A 22,459-nucleotide genomic window follows, 5' to 3' on the forward strand; every position below is an offset into this window, starting at 1 on the left:
TGTGCCGGGGTCGTGCCGGGGTCGTGCCGGGGTCGGTGCCGTCGTGCCGGTGTCGTCGTGCCGGTGCCGTCGCGCCGGCCGATCGAACCGCGGGCACCGACCGGGCCGTTGATCGACGACCGGATCGGTGCCGGCACGTCGGTGCCGGTCGGTGAGCCGGTGTCGGGTCCGTTGACCGTGATCCGGCGCCGATGCTAGAACCATGATGCCAGCATGTGCAACCAGCGTTGCACATGCTGCAACACGCGCGAGGAGAGAAGACGGTGGAGCAGACTTTCGCAAGCAGCGCCCCCGGGACCGGCATTGCCGAGGGCGCCGTGGCGGCCCTCGCCGACGAGACCCTGGACTGGCGGTTCAAGGCCGCCCCGCCGCAGTCCTGGGGGCACACCGTCCGGGACTGGCTCGCCACCGGACCGACCCTCAGCGGCCTCGGCACCCCGCTGCTCACCCTCGACGCCACCGCCCTCGACCACAACCTGCGCACCATGGCCGACTGGTGCGCCTCCGCCGGCGTCGCGCTCGCCCCGCACGGCAAGACCACCATGGCGCCCGCGCTCTGGCAGTCCCAACTGGCCGCCGGCAGCCACGGCATCACCCTCGCCAACCTCCCGCAGGTGCGGGTCGCCCGGGCCTTCGGGGTGCGGCGCATCCTGCTCGCCAACACCCTGTGCGACCCGGCCGGGCTGGCCTGGCTCGCCGCCGAACTGGCCGCCGACCCGGCCTTCGCCTTCGCCTCCTGGGTCGACTCCACCGAGAGCGTGCGGCTGATGGACGAGGCGCTGCGCGCCGCCGGGGCCGAACGGCCGGTCGAGGTGCTGGTCGAACTCGGCGGCCCCGGCGGACGGACCGGCGCCCGCGGCGTCGACGCGGCCGTCGAGATCGCCGCCGCCGTCCTGCGCGCCCCCACCCTGCGGCTCGCGGGCGTCGGCGGCTACGAGGGCGCGCTCGCCCACGACGCCGAACCGGACGCGCTCACCGCCGTCCGCGGCTACCTCAAGTCCCTCGGCGAACTCCACGGCCGACTCGCCCGCGCCTACCCGGACGACGCGCCACCGGTCGTCACCGCGGGCGGCAGCGCCTACTTCGACCTGGTCGTCGAGGAGACGACCGGCCTGCCGGAGGCCCTGGTGGTGCTCCGCTCCGGCGCCTATCTCGCCCACGACGACGGCTTCTACCGCGGCATCTCGCCGTTCGCCCGCGGCACCGGACGGGCGCCGCTGCGCAGCGCGCTGCACGGCTGGGCCCGGGTGGTCTCCCGGCCCGAACCGCAACTCGCGCTGCTGGACGCCGGAAAGCGCGACCTGCCGTTCGACGAGGGCCTGCCCGAGCCGCAACAGGTCTGCGGCGGACCCGAGTTGACCGGAACGACGGCCCGGATCGCCGCCCTCGACGACCAGCACGCCTTCCTGCGCGACGCCGGGGACCTGGCGCCGATCGGCGCGGTGCTGCGCCTCGGCGTCTCGCACCCCTGCACGGCCTTCGACAAGTGGACGGCGATCCCGGTGCTGGACAGCGCCGACACCGCCGAGCCGAAGGTCACCGGCCTGGTCAGGACGTTCTTCTGATGGCGGACGGGGAGAGAATCGGCGCCGGGGAGAACACCGTCTTCACGGGCGCGACGGTCGTCGACGGCACCGGGGCACCCCGCTACCGGGCGGACGTGCGGATCGCGGGCGGCCTGATCGTCGAGATCGGGCCGAGGCTGGGCGGGCCTTGCGCGGTGGACGCGGACGGGCTCGTCCTCGCCCCCGGCTTCATCGACATGCACGCCCACTCCGACCTCGCGCTGCTGCTCGAACCCGAGCACCCGGCCAAGGTCACCCAGGGCGTCACCTGCGAGGTGCTCGGTCAGGACGGCCTCTCGTACGCGCCGGTGGACGACACCACGCTGCCCGCGTTGCGCCGCCAACTGGCCGGCTGGAACGGCGATCCGGAGGGCTTCGACTGGGACTGGCGCGGGGTCGCCGGCTACCTGGACCGGCTCGACCGCACCGGGCCGGCCGTCAACGCCTGCTACCTCGTCCCGCACGGAACCCTGCGGATGCTCGCGATGGGCTGGGCCGACCGGCGGCCGGACCCGGCCGAACTCGACCGGATGCGGCAGTACTTGGCGCAGGGACTGCTGGACGGCGCGGTCGGCATGTCCAGCGGACTCAGCTACACCCCGGGGATGTACGCGGACACCACCGAACTCGTCGACCTGTGCACCGTCGTCGCGGCCTACGGCGGCTTCCACGCGCCGCACCAACGCTCGTACGGCGAAGGCGCGCTGGCGGGTTACGCGGAGATGGTGGAGGTCGCCCGGCGGGCCGGCTGCGGGCTGCACCTGACCCACGCCACGATGAACTTCGGCGTCAACCGGGGCCGGGCCGGCGAACTGCTGGCGCTGGTCGACGCGGCGCTCGCCGAGGGCGTCGACCTCACCCTGGACAGCTACCCCTACCTGCCCGGTTCCACCACCCTGGCCGCCCTGCTGCCCAGTTGGGCGAGCGAGGGCGGCCCGACGGCGACCCTGGCCCGGCTCGCCGACCCGGCGGTGTGCGAGCGGATCAGGTACGCGATGGAGGTGCGGGGCAGCGACGGCTGCCACGGCGTCGTCGCCGACTGGGCCACCATCCAGGTGTCCGGGGTGGGTTCGGCCGAGCTGGCGGGCGCGGTCGGCCGGACGGTCGCCGAACTCGCCGCCGAGCGGCGGAGCGGCGGCACCGAGGTCTTCCTCGATCTGCTGCGCCGGGACGAACTGGCCACCACCGTCCTCCAGCACGTCGGGCACGAGGAGAACGTCCGCGCGATCATGCGGCACCCCGCGCACACCGTGGGCAGCGACGGCCTGCTCGTCGGCGCCCGCCCGCACCCGCGCGCCTGGGGCACCTTCCCCCGCTACCTCGGCCACTACAGCCGGGAGTCGGGCGTGCTGACGCTGGAGGAGACGGTCGCCCGGATGACCGGCCGCCCGGCCGCCCGGCTGGGACTGCACGGGCGCGGCCGGATCGCCCCCGGCCACCACGCGGACCTGGTGCTCTTCGACCCGGAACTGGTCCGGGACGCCGCCACCTTCGAGCACCCCCGGCTGCCCGCCGAGGGCATCGCGTACGTGTACGTCAACGGCACCGCCGTCGTCCGGCAGGGCCGCACCACGGGCGCCCGGCCCGGGCGCGCCCTGCGCCGCACCGACCGAGGGACCATGGCCCTGTGAACGTCCTACCAGTCAACACCCCATCGGCGAAGGGGGCTTCGGCCGACTTCCGGGCCGAGCTGAGCGCCGGGCCGGTGATCGCGGTGGTCCGCGCGCCGCGGATCCCGGACGCCGCCGCCCTCTGTGCCGCGCTCGCCGAGGGCGGCATCGGGTTCACCGAACTCACGTACACCACACCGGATGTGACGGATCATCTGGAGCGCGCCGCGCGGGCGGGTTGGCGGGTGGGCGTCGGGACGGTGCTCACCGCAGGGCAGGCCGAGCGCGGGATCGCGGCCGGGGCGTCCTTCCTGGTCACGCCCGGCGGCCGGCCCGAGGTGGCGCGGGCGGCGCGGGCCGCCGGGGTGCCGGTGGTGCTCGGGGCGCTCACCCCGACCGAGGTGGCGCAGGCGGTGGACCTCGGGGCCGCCGCCGTGAAGATCTTCCCCGCCCGGACCTTCGGCCCCGGCTATTTCAAGGACCTGCGCGGCCCGTACCCGGAGGTGCCGCTGGTCGCGTCCGGCGGGGTGAACGCGGGCAACGCGGCCGAGTTCCTGCGGCAGGGCGCGCTCGCCGTGTGCGCGGGGACGGACGTGGTTCCGCCGGAGGCGGTGGCGGCGGGGGACTGGGCGGAGATCACCCGGCGGGCCCGGGCGTTCACGGCGGCCTGCGAGGGCCGGGGGTAGTGGCGCGCGGTGGCACGTCGAGGCGGTGGCGTGTCGGGACGGCGGGCTGTCGGGGCGGCCGGGATTGGACGAGAATCGGGGGCATCCGGCTCAGCACGGGGCCCCAGGCCCAGGACCCGGCAGGAGGATCCACCCCATGACCTCGACTCGCCCCGGCCCCCACTGGTTGGCCGACGCCATCCTGTACCAGATCTACCCGCAGAGCTTCGCGGACTCGGACGGCGACGGCATCGGCGACTTCGCGGGCATCGCCGAGCACCTGGACCACCTCGCCTGGCTCGGCGTCGACACCGTCTGGCTCAACCCCTGCTTCGCCTCGCCGTTCCGCGACGCGGGCTACGACATCACCGACTACCTCGCCGCGGCCCCGCGCTACGGCGGCACCGAGGACCTCGTCGCCCTGGTCGAGGCCGCCCGCAGCCGGGGCATCCGGGTGCTCCTGGACCTCGTCGCCGGCCACACCTCCGACCGCCACCCCTGGTTCCTGGCCGCCGCCGAGGACCCGTCCGACCACCGCTACATCTGGTCCGACCGGCAGGTGGACGGCTTCGTCGCCTCGCCCGGCCGCCGCCCCGGCTGGTACCGGCCGAACTTCTTCGACTGTCAGCCCGCGCTCAACTTCGGCTACGCGCGCAGCAGTTCGGACGAGCCCTGGCGCCAGTCGGTGGACGCCGAGGGCCCGCGCGCCAACCGTGCGGCGCTGCGCGGGATCATGGCGCACTGGCTCGGCCTCGGCGTGGCCGGCTTCCGGGTGGACATGGCGTACTCGCTGGTCAAGGACGACCCGGACAAGACCGAGACCGCCAAGCTCTGGACCGAGACCCGCGACTGGCTGGACCGCACCCACCCCGAGGCGGCGCTGTTCGCCGAGTGGGGCGACCCGGCCGCCGCCGTCACCGCCGGCTTCCACGCCGACTTCTTCCTGCACTTCGGAGGTGCGGACCACGGCCTGCCGCTGCGCTCGCTGTGGAACAACAACGGCGGGACGGTCGAGGAGTTCTGGCACCAGGACGCCTGCTACTTCGAGGCCGAGGGGCGCGGCACCCCGCGGCCGTTCCTGGACGCCTGGCGCTCCGCGGCCGAACTCACCCGCGGCGACGGGCAGATCGTGCTGCCCACCGCCAACCACGACTTCTCCCGGCTCGCCGCCGGCCCGCGAACCGCCGAGCAACTCGCCCCCGCCTTCGCCTTCCTGCTCACCTGGCCGACCCTGCCGGCGATCTACTACGGCGACGAGATCGGTATGCGGTACCTGCCCGGGCTGCCGGACGTCGAGGGCAGCGTGCTCGGCCCGCGCTTCAACCGGGCGGGCTCACGCACCCCGATGCAGTGGGCGCCCGGCTCGACCGCCGGTTTCTCCGACGCCCCGGCCGAGCGGCTGTACCTGCCGGTCGACCCGGACCCGCACCGCCCGGACGTGCTCTCCCAGCGCGCCGATCCGACCTCGCTGCTGCACACCGTCCGGCGGCTGATCGCGCTGCGCCGGGCACACCCGGGGCTGGGCTCGGCCGGCTCGGTGGACGTCCGGCACGCCGGGTACCCGCTGGTGTACACCCGGGACGGGCGGTACCTGGTGGCGGTGAACCCGCGCCGGGAGCCGGGCGCGGTGGGCCTTCCGGAGGGGGCGGGCGTCGCGCGGCCGCTGGAGGTGCGGGGCGTGCGGGTGGCGGACGGCGAGCTGCGGGCGGACGGGTTCTCGTACGGGGTGTTCGAGCTGGGCTGAGCGGACGGGCGGGGCTCGGTCGGGCGGGGGCTCGGAAGGACGGTCGGGCTTTCGATGGATGTCGGATGGTTGTAAGCTGCATCCGTAGATGGTTGCATTTACCACCTTCATTGGTTGTAAAAGCCACCTGGAATCGAGAGAACACCGGAGGACGGTACGACCGCCATGAGCACACCCCGGAACCCCGCCGCAGCGCCCACCCTGGGGCACTCGCTCAAGCACCTCGCCGTCCACCTGATCACCCCGCTGCTGATGTGCCTCGGCATGGCGCTCGCCTATCAGGGCGCCTTCCACCAGCCCGAGCCGAACCACCTGAAGGTCGCCGTGGTCGGCGCCACCCCGCAGGCGGACGGTCTCGCGCAGGCGATCCGCGCCAAGGCGGGCGACGCGCTCGACGTCCGGACCGTGCCGGACCGCTCCGCCGCCGAACAGCAGCTGCGCGACCGCGGCCTGGTCGGCGCCTTCGTGCCGGACGCCAGAAGCCCGGAGCTGATCGTCGCCAAGGGCAACTCGGACACCTCGGTGGTGGCCGCCACCGCGGTGTTCACCACGGTCACGGACCACCAGGGCGTGCCGCTGCACGTCACGAACCTGACCCCGCTCGCCGAGGGGGACCCGACCGGCCAGGGCCTGTTCTTCCTGCTGGTCGCGCTGAGCATCGGGTCGTACGCCAGCGTCGCGGTGATCGGCGCCGCCGGTGCGGCGCTGGCCATGCGGATCCGCGTGCTGGTGGGCGTGGCGGTGTCGCTGGTGGTCAGCGTGATCGGGATCGTCACCGCCGGGCCGGTCTTCCACGTCGTCGACCACGCCTACGCCGCCGTCTGGGCGCTCGGCTGGCTCTACTCGGCGGGCATCGTGCTGATCGGCATCGGCCTGCACAGCTTCCTGAAGCGGTGGACCACGCTCGCCCTGATGGTGCTGTTCGTGATGCTGAACTTCACCTCCTCCGGCGGCATCTACCGGCCCGAGCTGCAGAACGGGTTCTTCGGCGCCCTGCACGGCTTCTGGACCGGCGCCGGCTTCCAGGAGGGCGCGCGCAGCATCCTGTACTTCGACGGCGGAGCCGGCCTCGGCGGGCACGTGGCCACCCTGGCGGTCTGGCTGCTGCTGGGCGGCGCCATGGTGGTGGCCGCGGCGCTGTACGAGCGGCGCGGACGCCGCCCGGTGGAGACCGCCGCCGAGGAGGAGGAGATGGAGGAGGCGGTCGGGGTCTGATCCGACCCGACCGCGCACCACGGAAGGCTTCACCCGGCGCCAGGGCATCGGCGCCGGGTGGGGGATGGGCGGCCCGCGCCCGGCTCTGGACAAGCCGGACGCGGGCCCGCGTGTTTCAGGCGCTGCGCCGCACCGGCGTGGGCGGCCGGGTGAAGCAGCAGTCCCCGCAGACCCCGGCGTCCGGCCCCACCCGGTAGTACAGGCAGCAGCTGCGGCGCCGGAACACCGCCCCGCCGCCCGGCAGTATGCGCAGCACGCCGGCGCCGGCCAGCGGCGGGCGGGACAGCAGCTCGGCGGCCAGCTCCCGCGCCGGGCCCGGGGCGTGCGCCTCCAGCATCCGCAGCGAACCGGCCAGCGCGGAGGCGGCGTTGCCGTCCAGCAGTCGCGCCGACAGCGGGGTCGCCGCCCGGACGGCTGCCGCCAGCGGCGCCAACTGCCCGATCAGGACGGCCCGGTGGAGCCGGTCGGCGAGTGACTCGTCCTCGCCGGCGGCGGCCGGCTCGGCCTCCGGCGGTGTCCAGAGGTCGATCGGGCCCTGGTCGGGCATCCGCACCCAGGCGTGCTCCAGCGTCGGCACCACCCCCAGCAGCGCGGCCGCCCCGAGCCCCACCGACCAGAACCGGGCCGCCAGTCCGAGGTGCAGGATCGACGCCGCGACCCGGGGCTCGGCGGTGCCCAGGCGCTGCGCCACCACCCGGACGCGGGCGGCCAGCGGCGCGTCCGGGCCGGTGCCGAACAGCTCGGGCAGCGGCCGGAAGCCCGGCGGCGGCCCGCCCGGTGAGGTGTCCAGGGCGAAGTACGGGCCGATGGCGGCGAGCCGGCCGTAGTCGGTCGGCCGGTCGCTGCTCAACGGCCCTCCCCGGCGCGGCGGTTGCCGTCTGCGCGGCGGTTCTCCCCGGCGAGGCGGTTGCCGTCTGCGTGGTGGTTCTCCCCGGCGCGGCGGTCGGGCCGGGTGCGGTGGTCGGACGGGGTACGGTGCGGTGCGGTCATCGGGCCTCCGGTGGAGCGTCGGGCGGATGAACGCTACCGTGCCCGATGCCCCGCCGCCGGTGGATCAGCCCTGGTCGTCCTGCCCGCGGCCGTGTCCGTGGCCCCGTCCGCCGCTCTGCCCGCCATCCTGTCCGCCGTCCCGGTCGCCGCCGCGCCCGTCGCCGCCGCGTGCGCCGCGCGGGCGGGTGAGGGTGAACCGGTCGACCGGGACGAGGTCGCCGAACGGGCCGCTCACCGCGTAGTAGGTGACGGCGATCGTGGTGTCGCCGCCGCGCTCGCCCGGGTCGACCTCGAACGCGGCGAAGCCGTACGGGTTGTCGGCGTCGCGGAAGGCGGACCAGGGGGCGTCCTCGATCACGTACACCGGCGGGCGCTTGCCGGTGGCCGGGTCGACGGCGCCGACGCCGGTGATCACCCGGGCCTTGGCGGGGCTGAAGAACAGCTGGTTGGACGGGGCCGAGGTGCCGCCGCCGCCGATCACCATGTGGACGGTGCCCTGGGTGGTGTCGACGGTCTCGGTGCCGGTGGCGGCCGGGATCGGCGTGCGGGTGTCGGTGGGCTGCTGGCCACGGATCGGGTGCGAGCGCTCGTAGTGGTGCTCGTGGCCGCAGACCACCAGGTCGACGCCGTACCGGTCGAACAGCGGCACCCAGGTCTCGCGGATCCCGAGGTCGGCGCCGTTGAACTTGTCGGCGGTGGAGATCACCACCTGGTGCATGCAGACCACGATCCAGTCGATCCCGGGGTCGGCGTTGGCGGCGATCAACTCCCGCTCCAGCCAGCGCTGCTGGGCACCGCCGGAGTAGCCGTGCACGTAGGAGTTGCCGGCGTCCTGGTAGGCGACGTCGTCGTTGTTGAGGCTGATGACGCGCACCGAGCCGGCGGTGAACGCGTACCACATGCCGTGCAGCCCGTCGTCCGCGCCGGCGTCCGGGAGCTCGAAGTAGGCCTGGTAGGCGCCGTAGCCGATCGGGCCGTTGCCCTTCTCGTTCTCGTGGTTTCCGGCCGCCGGCATCCAGGGGCGGTGGCGGGCGGAGCGGCTGTTGTTCTCGAACCAGTCGGACCAGGTGCGGACCCGGTCGGTGGCGAGGTTGGCGTAGCAGAGGTCGCCGTTGACCAGGTGGAACAGCGGGGCGACGCGCTCGACGCCGGCGGTGGTGTCCCCGGCGGCGGGGCTGCCGAGGTTGTCGTTGGCCCAGCCGTTCGCGGTCTTCCTGCCGAGGGTCGGGGTGCCCTGGTCGCCGAAGCTGGTGAAGGTGAAGGCGGCCCGGCCGCGCGGGGCGGTGCGGACGGTGCCCAGCTCGGGGGTGGCGCCGTCGTGGACGGCGGCGTAGACGTAGTCGGTGTCCGGGTGCAGGCCGGTGAGCCGGGCGTGGTGCACCTGGACCTCGGTGCCGGAGGCGGCGTCCCGGTAGGTGCGGGTCGCCGCCTGCTCCGACCGGCCGAATCCGCCGTTCGAAGTCCCGTACATCACCCGGGGGTTGTCGACGGAGGCGGTGGTGTGCCAGGAGACCACGACCTCGCGCGAGGCGTCCGAGCCGAACTGCAGGTGCAGCCCGGAGACGCGCGGCGCGCCGGAGCGGTCGGGGCGCTCCCAGAGCAGCGGGGAGGCGGCGGCGGGGGTGGCGGTGAGCCCGGAGAGGGAGACGGCGCCGCCGAGGCCGAGGCCGGTGGCACCGGCGAGCAGTTCGCGACGGCTGACGGGGGGACGTCGAGTGGAAGCGTTCATGGCGGCCAGCCTCACCGGGTGAGGGTGAACCGCGCCGGGGCCGGGGTGTGAACAGTGTGCCCGGGCCGTGTGCTTGCGCCGCGCGCCTACGCTGTGCGCTTCTGCTGCGCGCCTGCGCCGCGTGCTCGCGGCGGACGCGAGCGCGTCCACGGAGCCGAGGGGATGCTTCGTGGACGCGCGGAACCTGTGAGGTTGGGGTGGCTTCCGGGCGTCGCGCCCTCCAGCCGGTAGTTCGATCGTCGACCGAGGTAGTCGCCAGCGGCAGACCCTGATCCGTCTCGATCTGTCGCCACTGCCTCCTGCGGTCGAACTCCTTCAGCTACCTCACAGGTCCATTTCCCATCATGCGCTTCCGGGGCCGCGCGCACCAGGGGCAAAGCATCACAATTCGGACTAAATTTTGCCCCTGGCGCGCGGCTTCCCGCGGGGGCGCTACGGCTTCGGCCAGCCGTCCACGAAGCTCAGCGTCCGGTGGTACGGCCCCTCGGGCCCGTCGCTGCGGTAGTCCTCCGTGCTGCTGCCGGTGCGGACGGTACGGTCCCCGTCGTGGCGCTGGGCGGTGGGCCGCAGGGTGTGGTCGACGGTGGCGCGCTCGGTGACGTGGTTGCCGGTCGCGGTGGTGGCCTCGCGGTGGTAGCCGAGGTCCATCGCGGTGCGCTGGTCGGTGTTCCCGGCCGCGTCGTGGGTCACCAGGTAGGTGACGTCCAGCGGTTCGCCCTCGTGCACGGTGGTGGTGCGGTGCGGGCCGCCGCCCCAGGTGCTGGTGCTGCGGGTGAGGTCGGCGAGGTTGTGCAGGGTGATGTCGTTGCCGCTGTCGCGCAGCTGCTGGGCGGAGCTGAACGCGAGGTCGTCGCGGACCTCGGTGGTGACCCGGCCGTGCGAGGTCTGCACCCAGCCGCGGGCCAGGTCGTGCCGGGCGGCGGTGACCGTCCAGTCGCCGCTGCCGCCGCCGTGGTCGGCGAGCTGAGTGGTGACGGCGGCCTCCGGGGCGACCCGGTGGTCGGTGAGCGCGCCGGTGGTGCGGTCGGTGCCGTGGTCGGTCTCGGCGAACAGGTTGACCTGGCCGGTCCACAGGTCGTTGCTCTGCGCCTCGCTGGCGTTCACGGCGATCCCGAGGGTGTGCGGGCGCCCGTCGAGCAGCAGGCCGACGTACGGGGTGAGGTCGAGCCGGTAGGCGGGCAGGTCGAAGGCGAAGACGCCGGGGACGGGCCGCCACAGCAGCGGGTCCCAGCCGCCGGTGTAGATCACCGGGTACGGCCAGACGGCGCCCGCGATCCGGCCGTCCACGCTGAGCCGCAGCTCGCGGAACGGGCCCTTGCCGCACAGGCCGGCGCCCGGGTTCGCGGTGACGAAGGCGTCCGGCGCGGAGGCGTAGGCGAACTCCTCGCAGGCGCCGCCGCCCCGGGCGTACACCTCGGCGGTGAGGCGTTCGAGGTTCTGCGGGAAGGTGAGCGCGGTGCTCGTCGACGGGGTGGCCTGGCTGAGCGCGAACGGCCCGGTGGTGAGCAGCCGGTCGGCGGAGCGGGCGGCGGGCCAGCGGCCGTCCGCGGTGTAGAAGGTGAGGCTCGCGCTGATCGTGAAGACGCCGGTGTAGGTGCTGTCGGTGACGTTGGCGAGGTCGAAGGAGAACGGCTGCGGGCCGGCCGCGAACAGCGGCGCGTAGCGGGTGAGGTCGTGCTCCAGTCGCCACTCGATGCCGTCCTTGGACGGCTCCGGGGTGGAGGAGAGCATGACCTGCACGCCGCCGACCCGGACGCCGAACATCCGGTCGAACTGCCGCCCGGCGACCTGCCCGTGGAGGTCGAGCACGACGGCGGACCACGGCCCGGCGCAGTCGGCGGGCGGGGTGAGGGTGGTGGTGTACGGGGTGTCCGGCGGGTTGCCGTACCCGTTGCGGAACTGCCGCTCGTGCATCACCTCGACGGTGCAGGAGCGGGTGTCGGGGCGGGTGAGCGGTCGGGTGGCGGTGACCGGGTCGTGGTAGTCGGTGCCGAAGTCGGCGTGGGCGGGGCCGGCGGCGGTGAGGCTGCCGGCGAGCACCAGGGCGGCGGCGCCGAGCAACCGGGCGGCGCGGTGGAGGAGTTGGCGGACGGCCAAGGTCGGGTCCCCCCGGGTCGGGTGGCCCGGGGCGCTGCCTCGGGCCGGGTGGGTGGTCCGCGCATCCTTCCGGTGACGGCATGTCAGCGTCAAGGGTCGGCCGTGGTATGGGCGTTGGCGCAGGTGTTGGCGCAGGTGTTGGCGCGGGCGTTGGCGCGGGAGTTGGCGCCAGCGTCCAGGGGTGGGCGGCCACGTGGCCGCGGGCTTCGGCGGGTGAGCGGCTACGGGCGCTGCCAACGGTGTTCCAGGGCCGCCGCCTCCTGCCGGATCAGGTCGCGCAGCGCGGCCAGCCGGGGCCGGCCGTCGTCCAGCCGCCACTGCATTTCCAGGGGCAGGACGGCCCGGCCCTCCAGTCGTACGGTGGCCACGGCGTCGGTGAGGTGGCCGGTCATCGAGCCGGGCACCAGCGAGAACGCGCGGTTGCGCGCGAGCAGGTAGAGCCGGGAGCCGACGATCCGCGGCGGGCTGACCAGCACCGGCGGGTCGACGCCGTGCTCCGCGCACAGGCCGAGCATGTGGTCGTAGTAGCGCGGGTGCTGCTCGCGCGGCCACAACAGCAGTGGCAGGTCCCGGAGTTCGGCCAGCCGCAGGCTTTCCCGGCCGGCCAGCGGGTGGTCCCGGCCGAGGGCGACCAGCACCGGCTCGTCGGCGATCCGTTCCAGCCGGTAGCCGTCCGCCTCGGCGAGGAAGCGGCCGAGGCCGATGTCGGCCAGCTCGGCGGCCAGGGTGGCGGTGACCTGCCCGGTGTCGACGGCGAGTTCGGCGGTGTCGAGGCCGGGCAGCTCCTGCTCGGCCCGGCTGACCACGGCGGGCAGCAGCCGGTTCACCACGCTCGGCGAGGCGACGATCCGGGCCGTCCCCAGCCGGGACTCCTCGTGCAGCCGGACCCGGGCCAGCAGTGCTTCGGCCTGCCCGAGCAGCCGGGCGCTCTCGGCGGCCATCACCTCGCCCGCCTCGGTCAGGGCGACCGAGCGGCGGCTGCGGTCGAACAGCTCGACGCCGACCGTCCGCTCCAGCCGGGCGACCTCCTGACTGACCGTGGGCTGGGAGATGTGCAGCCGCTCGGCGGCCCGGCCGAAGTGCAGCGTCTCGGCGACGGTCAGGAAGACCTGGAGCTGGCGCAAGGTGAATGCCATGCCCCGAGCGTAGGCCAGACCGATAGGGGAATGCCTATCGGAAGCCCCGTTACTGATTCTGGATCCCGATACGAACCGTCCCTACGCTGAAGCCCACGTTGCCCCGCCGCCGTGGCATCCCAGAGAGAGCACGCATCATGAGCGCACTGCCCGACAACCCGTCCGCCGCCGCCCCCGAACCGGCCGTTCGCATCTCCGAGGAGGTCGCGCGGGCCGTCGCCGAGGGCCGGCCCGTGGTCGCCCTGGAGTCGACGATCTTCACCCACGGCCTGCCGCGGCCGCGCAACCTGGCCGTCGCGCTGGAGGCGGAACGGCAGCTGCGGGACGCCGGCGTCGTCCCGGCGACCATCGGCGTGCACACGGGCGTGCCCACCGTCGGCCTGACCACCGAGCAGATCACCGAACTGTCCGCCGCGGACGGCCTGGACAAGGTCAGCCTGCGCGACCTGCCGGTGGTCGCCGCGTTCGGCCGGCACGGCGGCACCACCGTCGCCGCCACCGCCTTCCTCGCCCACCGGGCGGGCATCCGGGTGTTCTCCACCGGCGGCCTCGGCGGCGTGCACTTCGGCGCCTCCGAGAGCTTCGACGAGTCCGCCGACATGACCGTGCTGGCCGCCACGCCCGTCACCGTGATCAGCGCCGGCGTGAAGTCGATCCTCGACATCCGGGCGACCCTGGAGCGCTTCGAGACCTACAACATCCCGGTCATCGGCTACCGCACCCGCAAGTACCCCGGCTTCTACGTCACCGACTCCGGCCACGAGATCAACTTCGCCGTCGACTCGCCGGCGGAGGCCGCCAAGGTCATCGACGCCCGCGACCGGCTCGGACTGCCGCAGGCCGTCCTGATCGCCAACCCGGTCGACCCGGCCAAGCAGCTGCCGCCGGAGGAACTGGAGGACATCCTGGGCCGCGCCTGGGCCGAGGCCGAGCGCCAGGCCGTCACCGGCAACGCCTCCACCCCCTTCCTGCTCGACTTCATCCAGCGCGACACCGGCGGCCGCAGCCTGGAGGTCAACGTCGAGGTCTACCGGGGCAACGTCCGCCTGGGCGGCGAGATCGCCACCGCCCTGGCCGCCGCCGGTTCAGGGTCCTGACCGTGCTCGGGGTGCTCGGTGACCTCGTCGAGGACGTCGTGGTCTGGGTCGACGGCCCGCTGCGGCACGGCACCGACTCCTGCGCCCAGGTCTTCCGCCGCCGCGGCGGCAGCGCCGCCAACGTCGCCTGCTTCGCCGCCGGGGCCCACCCCGCGCGCTTCCTCGGCTGCGTCGGGCCGGACGCCGCCGGGGACGCCGTCGTCGCCGAACTCCGGGGCCACGGCGTCGACGTACGGGTCCAGCGGCGCGGCCGCACCGGCAGCATCGTGGTGCTGATCGACCAGGACGGCGAACGCACCATGCTGCCCGACCGGGCAGCCGCCAAGCTCCTGGAGCGCGTCCCGGACGACTGGCTGGCCGGCCTCGCCCACCTGCACGTGCCCGCCTACTCCTTCGACGGCGAGCCGATCGGCGCCACCGCGCTCGACGCGCTCGCCCGGGTCCGCCGGGCCGGTGGCACCACCTCGGTGGACGCCTCCTCCACCGGCATGCTGGAACAGTACGGGCGGCAGCGGTTCCTCGACCTGCTGGGCGAGTTGGCGCCGACCTTCGTGTTCGCCAACCGCTCCGAGGCCGGGTACCTCGGACTGCTGGTGGACGGCCGGCCGGGCCCCGAACGGGACCGGATCCCGGCCACCACGGTGGTCACCAAGGCGGGCGCGGAGGCGACCACGGTGGACGTGCCCGGCGCGGCGCCGTTCACCGTGCCGGTGCCGCCGGTGGCCGAGGTGCGCGACCTCACGGGGGCCGGGGACGCGTTCGCGGCCGGGTTCCTGGCGGGGTTCCTGGCGGGCGGGTCGGCGGGCGGTGCGGAGAGTGCTTCCGAGGCTGCTTCGGAGGCTGCTTCGCCGAGGGGCTCGGCGGGTGCTCCGGCGAGGGGTCCGGCGGGCGCGGTCCTCCTGCGGGCGGCGGTCGAGCTCGGGCACCGCAGTGCGGCCCGGGTGCTGGCCTCGCCGGGGGCGTCGGTCGGGTGAACGCGCGGCGGGCGGCCGCGCGTTGAGAGGGGTGTGGTGGGTGACCACCCGGTGGGCGGCCCCTCTCCCCGCGGCCGCCCACCGGCGCCGGTGCCCCGGGGTGCCCTCCGGGGGTCAGCGCAGGGCGTCCTTGCGCAGGAAGTGCTTCAGCTTCTGCCACGTCCAGGTGTTGACCACGTCCTCGGTGGTCAGCCAGCCGCGCTGCGCCGTGCCGATCCCGAAGCGCGGGTAGGCGAGTTGGCCGGTGGCGTGGGCGTCGCTGTCGATCGCGAAGCGGACGCCGTGCCGCTTGGCCCGCAGGACGTCCTCGTCGCGCAGGTCGAGCCGCTGCGGCGAGCTGTTGACCTCGATCGCGGTGCCGGTGCGGGCCGCGGCCGCGAACACCGCGTCCAGATCGACGTCGATCGGCCCGCGCCTGCCGAGCCGGCGGGTGGTGAGGTGGCCGATGACGTGCACGTACGGGTTCTCGCAGGCGCGGATCAGCCGGCGGGTCTGCGCGGCGCGGTCGAGGGTGAAGTGCGAGTGCACCGAGGCCACGCAGACGTCGAAGCCGGCCAGGAACTCGGCCGGCCAGTCCACGCCGCCGTCCGGGCCGATGTTCAGCTCGGTGCCGTGCAGCAGGCGCAACTTCTTGTGCCGGCCGGCCAGTTCGCGCAGCTGCTCGCGCTGGGTGAGCATCTTCGCGTCGGTCATCCGCTGCATCACCAGGTCCGGTGCGTGGTCCGTGACGGCGTAGTAGGAGTAGCCGCGGGCGGCGGCGGTGTCGACCATCTCGGCGAGGGTGGCCAGGCCGTCGGTCAGGTCGGTGTGCGTGTGCAGGTCACCGCGCAGGTCCGACTCCTGGACCAGCACCGGGAGTTCGCCGTTCAGCGCGGCCTCGATCTCGCCCCGGTCCTCGCGCAGCGGCGGCGGGATCCACGGCAGGCCGAGCGCCGCGTACACCTCGTCCTCGGTCGCCGACACCACCTTGGCGCCGCCGTCCACCTCGAACAGCCCGTACTCGGACAGCTTCAGCCCGGCCCGCACGGCCATCGTGCGCAGCTTGATGTTGTGCGCCTTCGAGCCGGTGAAGTAGACCAGCGCCGCGCCCCAGTCCTCCTCGGGCACCACCCGCAGGTCCACCTGCACGCCCTGGTCGGTGCGGATCGACGTCTTCGTCGGGCCGCTCCCGATCACCTCGGCCACGTACGGGAGTTCGGTGAGCGCGGCCATCAGCGGTGCGGAGTCCTCGGCGGTCGCCAGCACGTCCACGTCGCCGACCGTCTCGCGCATCCGGCGCAGCGACCCCGCGTACGCGCACCGGGTGCAGCCCGGCACGGCCGACAGCGCGGCGACCAGCTGCTCGGCCAGCTCGGTCGCGGCGTCCAGCAGCGTCCGGCCGCCGGACTGCCGCAGCAGCTCGATGCCGTGCAGGATCTTCTCGCCGCTGCGCTCGCCGAAGCCGGCCACGCCGGACAGCTTGTCGGCGCGGATCGCCTCGGCGAGCTCGTCGACGGAGGCGATCCCCAGGTCCCGGTGCAGGACGAGCGCGCGCTTCGGGCCGACGCCGGGGACGGCCGTCATCTCCCGCACGCCGGACGGGATCTTCGCGCGCAGCTCCTCCAGCGCGGGGATCCGGCCGGTGGCGAGGAACCCGGCGACCTTCTCGGCGGTGGACTTCCCGACGCCGGGGATCTGTTGGAGGCCCTTGGCGTCGAGGCCCGCGACGTCCTCCGGGTACTCGCCGACCGCCCGGGCCGCCTTCTCGTAGGCGCGGGCCCGGAAGGCGTCCCCACCGGTGATGTTGATCAGGTCGGCGTACTCCTGGAGTAGCTCCCTGACCTGGTCGTTGAGCCGGGGCATGAGGTCAGCTTAGGGGCGGGCCCGGGGCTTCCGCCTGCGGGCCGGGGAGCGGGCGGGGGGCGGTCGGGGGGTGTGCGGCCCCCGGCCCGCGGTGCGGCCGGGCTCCCGCCGCGGCGCCCGGACCGTGGCCCCGGGCTGCTCGTGTTTCGCCTGCGAGCGGGCCCGGCGGCGGCCGGGTACCCGCCGGTCGGGGGGTGTGCGACCGGCCGCCCGGCGGGGGTGGCGCGCAGACGCCGCCCGGGAGCCGGATTGTCACCCGGGCGGCGGAGGCGCAGGCTGGCGGGAGGGCCGGAACGGCGGCGCGGCGCGGTCGGTCACGGCGGGCCGCGGTCGGGTCAGACGGTCGGGCGAGACGGCTGGGCGAGACGGCCAGGCGCGACGGTCGGGTGAGACGGCCGGGTGACGGCCGGTGGTGAGCACGAGGGGCAGGGCAAGGCGATGGCACGCGGGAAGCTCTGGGGCTACGTGGCGTCGGGGGCCCGGGTACTCGGCGCGCTCGGCGGCGGGATCGGCGGGATCGGCGGGATCGGCGGCGCGCGCGGCGGCACGGGTGGCGCCGGCGTCGGTCGGGCGGGCGAGCCGGACGACGGCGCGGTGGCGGTCGAGGGCCTCGGGCTGGTGCGGCCGGGGGCGGTGGCCGGGCCGCGGGCGCTGTCCCGGCCGGAACTGGAGCGGCTGCGCTGGACCGCTCGGCAGGCCGGGTGCGGGCCGCTGTCCCGGCACGTTCAGGTGGCCGACGTGCTGCGCCGGGTGGTGCGCGGCGGCGGCCGGGCGGCGAACGTGTCGGTGCGGGTGGCGCCCGGGCTGCCGGTGGTGGCCGGGGACGCCCGGCGGCTGGAGGCCGCGATCGCCGGGCTGGTCGATCACGCGCTCCGGCGCAGCCCGCTGGGCGCCCGGGTCTCCGTCCGGGCCGACGCGGTGGGCGGGCCGGGCTCCGGCACGGCGGCGTGGGACCGGGGCCGGGTGGAGGTCCGGATCTCGGACCGGGGCTGGTACGAGCCGCCCGAGGCGCGCGAGTGGCTGCTCGCGCGGGTGCGGCCGGGCGGGCCGGTGGGGCCGGCGCTGCACAACCTGGTGCTGGCGGCCGGCGGGTGGATCGCCGTCGAGCCCACGCCGGGCGGCGGGCTGACGGTGGTGCTGCTGCTGGCCGTCGCGCAGGAGTGACGCCGGGCCCGGGCGGTGCTGCTGTCCCGCCCGGGTCCTCCCTCCGCGCTCCGGCGCTCAGCCCGGGTTCCCCGGCCGCGTTCTCCGGTCTTGTCCCCCGGCCTCGTTCTCCGGCCTTGTTCTCCGGTCGTGCCGACCGCACAGGATTCTTCGCAAAAAACCCTTTGCAAAGAATCCTGTGCGGTCCTACGCTCATGCCATGACCGAAGACCAGGGTTGGAAGCACAGCGACGATCCGCACACCGTCCTGACCGCCAAGGGCATGAAGGCGATGGCGCACCCGGTGCGCATGCAGCTGGTCGGCCTGCTGCGCAAGCACGGGCCGTCCACCGCGACCAGGCTCGCCGAGCAGCTGGGGCTCAACTCCGGAGCCACCAGCTACCACCTGCGCCAGCTCGCCGCCGCGGGCTTCGTGGAGGAGGACGCGGAGCGGGGCAACGCCCGCGAGCGCTGGTGGCGTTCGGTCCGCACGCTCACCGTCTGGACGGGCGACGACCTGGCGGACGAGGAGATCGAGACGGCTGTCGGCTTCCTGCGCTCCGTGCTGGCCGCGCACACCCTGACCGGCCAGCGCACGCTCGACGCCTTCGAGACCATGCCCCGCGAGTGGCGCAAGGCCGTGGACTTCAGCGACCTGGTGCTGCGCCTCACCCCGGCGGAGGCGGAGCAGCTGGGGGCGGAGCTGTCCTCGGTGATCAAGCGATACCGCCGGGAGGGGGCGGAGGGCCCGGTTCCGGCGGGCGCGGAGCAGGTTTCCGTCATCGTGCACGTCCTGCCCGATCCGACCGTCGAAGCCGACCAGGCCACTGAGAACGACACCGACACCGAGGGGGAACGATGACCGCCGCCACCACCACCGCAGTGCCCGCCGACCGGCCGGTGCGGAGCCTCCGGCCGCTGGTCGGCGTGCTGGCCGCCACGGCCGTCTCCCTGACCGGGACGCGGGTCTCGGCGATCGCCCTGCCCTGGTTCGTCCTCGCCACCACCGGCAGTGCCACCATGACCGGCCTGGTCGCCTTCGCGGAGATGGCGCCGTACGTGCTGGTCAAGGCGTTAACCGGGCCGCTGGTCGACCGCCTCGGGCCGCGCGTGGTGTCCTGGACGACGGATGCGGTGAGCGCCGTCGCGGCGGGGCTGGTCCCGCTGCTGCACGCCCAGGGGCTGCTGCCGTTCTGGCTGCTGCTGGCGATGGTCGCGGTGATCGGGGCGATGCGCGGCCCGGGGGACTTGGCGAAGTCCGTCATGGTCCCGGAGGCCGCCGACCACGCCCGGGTCCCGCTCGAACGGGCCACCGGACTGTGCGGTGTCACCGAGCGGCTGGCCTCCACGATCGGCCCGGCGGTCGGCGGTGGCCTGGTCGCGCTGGTGGGCCCGCTGTCCGGCCTGGCGCTGAACGCGGCCACCTTCGCGCTGGGGTCGCTGATCATCGCCCTCGCCCTGCCGCGCGGCATGGGGCGCACGGCCGTTCCGGCGGCGCCCGGGGAGGGCGAGCACGGCTCCGGTGCCGAGCAGGGCGGTTACTGGTCGATGCTCCGCGCGGGCTTCGGCTTCCTGCGGGCCGAGCCGCTGCTGCTCGCGGTGATCGTGATGGTCGGCATCACCAACCTGCTCGACGCCGGGTTCGCGACGGTGCTCGTGCCGGTCTGGGCCCGGGAGTCCGGCAACGGCCCGGCCGCCATCGGCCTGACCGGCAGCGTCATGGGCGTCGCCGCCGTCCTCGGCAGCCTGATAGCGGCCGCCGTGGCGCACCGGATGCCCCGCCGGACGGTGTTCCTCCTCGGCTTCCTGGTGGCCGGAGCGCCGCGCTTCCTGGTGCTCGCCTCGGGCGCGCCGATGGGAGTGGTGCTGACGGTCTTCGCGATCGGCGGCTTCGGCTCCGGCTTCCTCAACCCGATCCTCGGCGCGGTGCTCTTCGAGCGGGTGCCCCGCCACCTGCTGGGCCGGGTGCACGCCCTCACCGACTCGCTGGCCTGGGCGGGCATCCCGCTCGGTGGGCTGGTCGCCGGCGCGCTCGTCGCCATGACCGGGCTGATACCCGCCCTGGTCGCGAGCGGCGTGGCCTACTTCGTCACCACCACCCTGGCCGGGCTGCGGCGGGAGTGGCGGGAGATGGACGGGCAGCGCGGCGGCGCGGGGGCCATCGCCGAGCCGCAGTCCGAGCCGCAGTCCGAACCCGAGTCCGAACCGGAGTCCGAGCCCGTGGTTGTGGCTGCCGCTGCCGGCGCGCAGGTGGCAGGGGTCTCGGCGGCCCCGGGGGCAGCGGCGGCTCGGGTGGGCTCGTGACGGGGTCAGCGGACCTCGGGTGCGGGCCGGGGGGCGGGCACGAGCCCGGACCAGCGGAGGAGCAGCAGGCTGGCGGCGGCCGCGAGGGCGCACCACGTGGAGATGAAGGCGAGGTGCCAGAGCACGGCGCACCCGGCGGCGCCGACCCCGGTGAGCAGGCCGAGGAGGCGGAGCGAGCGGTCACCGCTGAGCAGGAAGGAGCCGATGGTGGCGAGGAGGTAGCCGGCGAGCAGGACGGTCGGGTGCGGGACGCCGATGCCATAGCCGAGGGTGTGGCCGTGCACGGTGGCGGTCACCGGGTGGACGGCGACGGCCGCCGCTAGCGGAACGGCGACCACCGCGCCGAGCAGGGCCAGTGCGGCCAGCACCCGGCGGCGGGCCGGACCGGCCGGATGCCCGGGTTCGGTGGCCGCGCACCACACCCCGGCGGGCACCAGCACGGGCAGCAGGGGCAGCGCGATCACCGCCCAGGCCGTCCGGGCCGCCTGGGCGAGGGCGCCGGGGGCCTCGCCGTCCGCGCCGAGCCAGACCAGTGCCTCGACCAGCTGGTGCACGCCCAGGAGGAGCGGGAGCGCGGCGAGCGGCAGCCGCTGGGGCCGACCGGCCCGGCGGGCGCGGACCAGGCACAGCACGCCGAGGCCCGCGACCACCCCGCCGGCCACGGCGTCCGCCTGCGCGCTCCAGCACATCGGGCCGGCTAACCTCCCCCGTCCCGAGGAGGGTTGGGGCCGCCGGGCCGGCCGGGGCCCCCGCCCCCACCCGTGCCCTCGTTCTCGCCCGTGCCCTCGTCCTCGTCCGTGCCCTCGTCCTCGTCCTCGTCCGTGCCGTCAGTGGCGTCCGCACCCTGCTCGGGTGGTGCGCCGATGCTCTCCAGGGTCTCGTAGACAGTGCCCGGCATCGCGGGGTGGCGGCCGATCACGATCACCCCGATCACGATCGCCAGCAGCCCGGCCGACTGCCAGGCCAGCGCGCCCGGCGTGACCCGCAGCCGGTCGCCGAGGAAGCCCACCGCGCAGGCGATCCCGGAGAGCGGCTGGGCGGCGGTCAGCGCGGGCAGGGACATCCGCAGCGGCGCCACCTCGAAGGCGCTCTGCACCAGCAGCAGTCCGACCACGCCCGCCGCCACCACCGCGTACGGCTGCCAGCTGCGCAGCACCGCCTCCAGCCCCTGGTGGTCCAGGCGTTGGGTGGTGGTGCGGGTGAGGGCGTCCTGAAGGCCGTAGAGCAGTCCGGCGGCGAGCGCCAGCAGGGTGGCCTCCTCCAGCAGCGGCAGCCGGCGGGCGAGCGAGACCAGCAGCAGGGTCAGCCCGACCACGATGCCGACCACCAGCCAGTGCCGCAGCTCCCCGGCGGGCGCCCCGCCCCCGGTGGGCTGCCCGGCCACGATGAACGCCGTCACGCCGAGCCCGAGCAGCAGCACGCCGGCCCAGCCGGAACGGCCGAGGCTCTGCTTGGTCAGCACCCGGGAGAGCGCCATCGCGAACAGCAGGTTGGTGGTCAGCAGCGGTTCGACGAGGGAGACCTCGCCCTTGTTGAGGGCGAGCGCGGAGAGGATCAGTCCGCTGACCATGAAGCCGGTGCCGAGCAGCCACTCGGGCATCCGCATCAGGTCGAGCAGCAGCCGCCACCGCAGCAGGTCGGCACGCGGAGCCCGCTGCGCCGCGTGCTGCTGGAGGACGAAGCCGAGGCCCAGACAGCAGGCCGCGCCGAGAGCGAGGAGGAAGACCGCCACGGTGGGACCGCCAGATTGTCGCTGCCGGCGCCGCGCCCGTGGGTCCGCGCCGGGGTCGGCCGGCGGTCGCGGCGCGCCTCCGTCAGCGTACCGCCGGGGCGTCGGCCGGGCCGAGCGGACGGGCGTTCGCGCGTCCACGCGGCCGCGCTTGCCGCTACCGGCGGGGCGGGCGCACGCTGGTGTGAGCGGCCGCCACGGGCCACCGCCCGTGCCGGCCCCGAGAGGCGCGACGGGGGCCGGCACCAGGAGGTGTGGCATGCACAACCAATGGGAAGTGGAGCTGAGCTTCGAGGAGGACGGCGTGCACACGGCGTGCGACGCCCGACTCACCGGAGCGCGGGCGCCCGGCCTGAGCGCGCACGGGGAGTCCGTGAAGAGCGCCGACGACCGTCCGCTCGCGAGGATCGGCGAGGAGGTCGCGGCCTCCCGCGCACTGGAGGCGCTGTCCCACAAGCTGCGGGCCCAGGCGACCGGGGAGATCGACGACGAAGGGCACCGCCCGGGCTACCTGATCTACTGAACGGACGCGCGCCCGCTCGGGCGCCGGACACCTGCGACGGCCTCCCGGTGACGAGTGGGGACGTGGGGTGCCTGCGGGCCGACAGTCTGCCATCGC

Annotated in this window: 18 protein-coding genes and 1 pseudogene; 11 read left to right on the forward strand and 8 right to left on the reverse strand. The window is 74.9% G+C overall.

All coding sequences use genetic code 11. The features are described from left to right. The first annotated feature begins 263 nt into the window (after nt 1–263). The 5 genes from ACPC54_RS27630 to ACPC54_RS27650 all read left to right on the forward strand — a co-directional run bounded on the left by ACPC54_RS27630 (nt 264) and on the right by ACPC54_RS27650 (nt 6,799). Nucleotides 264–1,565 carry a type III PLP-dependent enzyme domain-containing protein gene (locus ACPC54_RS27630; RefSeq protein ID WP_498968581.1) on the forward strand — a complete coding sequence of 434 codons (1,302 nt, stop codon included), beginning with the start codon at nt 264–266 and terminating at the stop codon, nt 1,563–1,565. Then, nucleotides 1,565–3,196, forward strand: a complete 1,632-nt coding sequence (locus tag ACPC54_RS27635; protein ID WP_498968583.1) for an N-acyl-D-amino-acid deacylase family protein — start codon at nt 1,565–1,567, stop codon at nt 3,194–3,196. The genes ACPC54_RS27630 and ACPC54_RS27635 overlap by 1 nt, the downstream gene beginning before the upstream one ends. Further along, entirely contained in the window at nt 3,193–3,861 is a 669-nt protein-coding gene (locus tag ACPC54_RS27640; protein ID WP_498968584.1) for a bifunctional 4-hydroxy-2-oxoglutarate aldolase/2-dehydro-3-deoxy-phosphogluconate aldolase, read from the forward strand. The genes ACPC54_RS27635 and ACPC54_RS27640 overlap by 4 nt, the downstream gene beginning before the upstream one ends. A 136-nt stretch (nt 3,862–3,997) precedes the next feature. Beyond that, entirely contained in the window at nt 3,998–5,584 is a 1,587-nt protein-coding gene (locus ACPC54_RS27645) for an alpha-amylase family glycosyl hydrolase (RefSeq protein WP_498968586.1), read from the forward strand. Between the two features lie 165 nt (nt 5,585–5,749). Then, nucleotides 5,750–6,799, forward strand: a complete 1,050-nt coding sequence (locus tag ACPC54_RS27650; RefSeq protein ID WP_498968587.1) for a hypothetical protein — start codon at nt 5,750–5,752, stop codon at nt 6,797–6,799. A 115-nt stretch (nt 6,800–6,914) separates the two neighbouring features. Here ACPC54_RS27650 and ACPC54_RS27655 read toward each other — a convergent pair whose 3' ends face one another. From ACPC54_RS27655 to ACPC54_RS27675, 5 genes are all read right to left on the reverse strand, one after another. After that, nucleotides 6,915–7,649, reverse strand: coding sequence for a (2Fe-2S)-binding protein (locus ACPC54_RS27655; RefSeq protein ID WP_498968589.1), 735 nt, complete (start codon nt 7,647–7,649; stop codon nt 6,915–6,917). Beyond that, nucleotides 7,646–7,789 (reverse strand): hypothetical protein, encoded by a 144-nt coding sequence (locus ACPC54_RS27660; protein WP_498968591.1) that lies wholly within the window; start codon nt 7,787–7,789, stop codon nt 7,646–7,648. The genes ACPC54_RS27655 and ACPC54_RS27660 overlap by 4 nt, the downstream gene beginning before the upstream one ends. A gap of 64 nt (nt 7,790–7,853) precedes the next feature. Then, nucleotides 7,854–9,518 (reverse strand): purple acid phosphatase family protein, encoded by a 1,665-nt coding sequence (locus ACPC54_RS27665; RefSeq protein WP_498968592.1) that lies wholly within the window; start codon nt 9,516–9,518, stop codon nt 7,854–7,856. Between the two features lie 432 nt (nt 9,519–9,950). Next, nucleotides 9,951–11,615 carry a peptide-N4-asparagine amidase gene (locus ACPC54_RS27670; protein ID WP_498968594.1) on the reverse strand — a complete coding sequence of 555 codons (1,665 nt, stop codon included), beginning with the start codon at nt 11,613–11,615 and terminating at the stop codon, nt 9,951–9,953. A gap of 221 nt (nt 11,616–11,836) precedes the next feature. Beyond that, nucleotides 11,837–12,751 (reverse strand): LysR family transcriptional regulator, encoded by a 915-nt coding sequence (locus tag ACPC54_RS27675; RefSeq protein ID WP_498968595.1) that lies wholly within the window; start codon nt 12,749–12,751, stop codon nt 11,837–11,839. 137 nt (nt 12,752–12,888) lie between these two features. On the opposite strand from ACPC54_RS27675, the gene ACPC54_RS27680 reads away from it, so the two are divergent. Together ACPC54_RS27680 and ACPC54_RS27685 are read left to right on the forward strand one after the other, a co-directional pair. After that, complete coding sequence (locus ACPC54_RS27680; protein ID WP_498968597.1) at nt 12,889–13,848, forward strand: pseudouridine-5'-phosphate glycosidase; 960 nt, start codon at nt 12,889–12,891, stop codon at nt 13,846–13,848. Nucleotides 13,849–13,850: 2 nt separating this feature from the next. Beyond that, nucleotides 13,851–14,822 (forward strand): carbohydrate kinase family protein, encoded by a 972-nt coding sequence (locus tag ACPC54_RS27685; RefSeq protein WP_498968599.1) that lies wholly within the window; start codon nt 13,851–13,853, stop codon nt 14,820–14,822. 114 nt (nt 14,823–14,936) lie between these two features. Here ACPC54_RS27685 and polX read toward each other — a convergent pair whose 3' ends face one another. Continuing rightward, a complete protein-coding gene (polX, locus tag ACPC54_RS27690) occupies nt 14,937–16,664 on the reverse strand; it encodes a DNA polymerase/3'-5' exonuclease PolX (RefSeq protein ID WP_498968601.1) in 1,728 nt (575 codons plus the stop codon). Nucleotides 16,665–17,063: 399 nt separating this feature from the next. On the opposite strand from polX, the gene ACPC54_RS27695 reads away from it, so the two are divergent. From ACPC54_RS27695 to ACPC54_RS27705, 3 genes are all read left to right on the forward strand, one after another. Beyond that, nucleotides 17,064–17,828 (forward strand): sensor histidine kinase, encoded by a 765-nt coding sequence (locus ACPC54_RS27695; RefSeq protein ID WP_498968602.1) that lies wholly within the window; start codon nt 17,064–17,066, stop codon nt 17,826–17,828. Between the two features lie 199 nt (nt 17,829–18,027). Next, the gene (locus ACPC54_RS27700; RefSeq protein WP_498968604.1) at nt 18,028–18,669 is read left to right on the forward strand and encodes an ArsR/SmtB family transcription factor; all 642 of its coding nucleotides are present in this window, start codon (nt 18,028–18,030) and stop codon (nt 18,667–18,669) included. Then, the gene (locus ACPC54_RS27705; protein ID WP_498968606.1) at nt 18,666–20,111 is read left to right on the forward strand and encodes an MFS transporter; all 1,446 of its coding nucleotides are present in this window, start codon (nt 18,666–18,668) and stop codon (nt 20,109–20,111) included. The genes ACPC54_RS27700 and ACPC54_RS27705 overlap by 4 nt, the downstream gene beginning before the upstream one ends. A 5-nt stretch (nt 20,112–20,116) precedes the next feature. On the opposite strand, the gene ACPC54_RS27710 is transcribed toward ACPC54_RS27705, so the two are convergent. Further along, the gene (locus ACPC54_RS27710) at nt 20,117–20,800 is read right to left on the reverse strand and encodes a DUF6629 family protein (protein WP_498968607.1); all 684 of its coding nucleotides are present in this window, start codon (nt 20,798–20,800) and stop codon (nt 20,117–20,119) included. Nucleotides 20,801–21,003: 203 nt separating this feature from the next. Continuing rightward, nucleotides 21,004–21,843, reverse strand: a pseudogene (locus ACPC54_RS27715) (DMT family transporter); the annotation flags it as partial. Nucleotides 21,844–22,099: 256 nt separating this feature from the next. On the opposite strand from ACPC54_RS27715, the gene ACPC54_RS27720 reads away from it, so the two are divergent. Continuing rightward, the gene (locus ACPC54_RS27720; protein ID WP_498968609.1) at nt 22,100–22,363 is read left to right on the forward strand and encodes a dsRBD fold-containing protein; all 264 of its coding nucleotides are present in this window, start codon (nt 22,100–22,102) and stop codon (nt 22,361–22,363) included. Nucleotides 22,364–22,459 lie beyond the last annotated feature (96 nt).

This window comes from Kitasatospora sp. NPDC094028 (genome assembly GCF_049543595.1).
Classification (GTDB): domain Bacteria; phylum Actinomycetota; class Actinomycetes; order Streptomycetales; family Streptomycetaceae; genus Kitasatospora.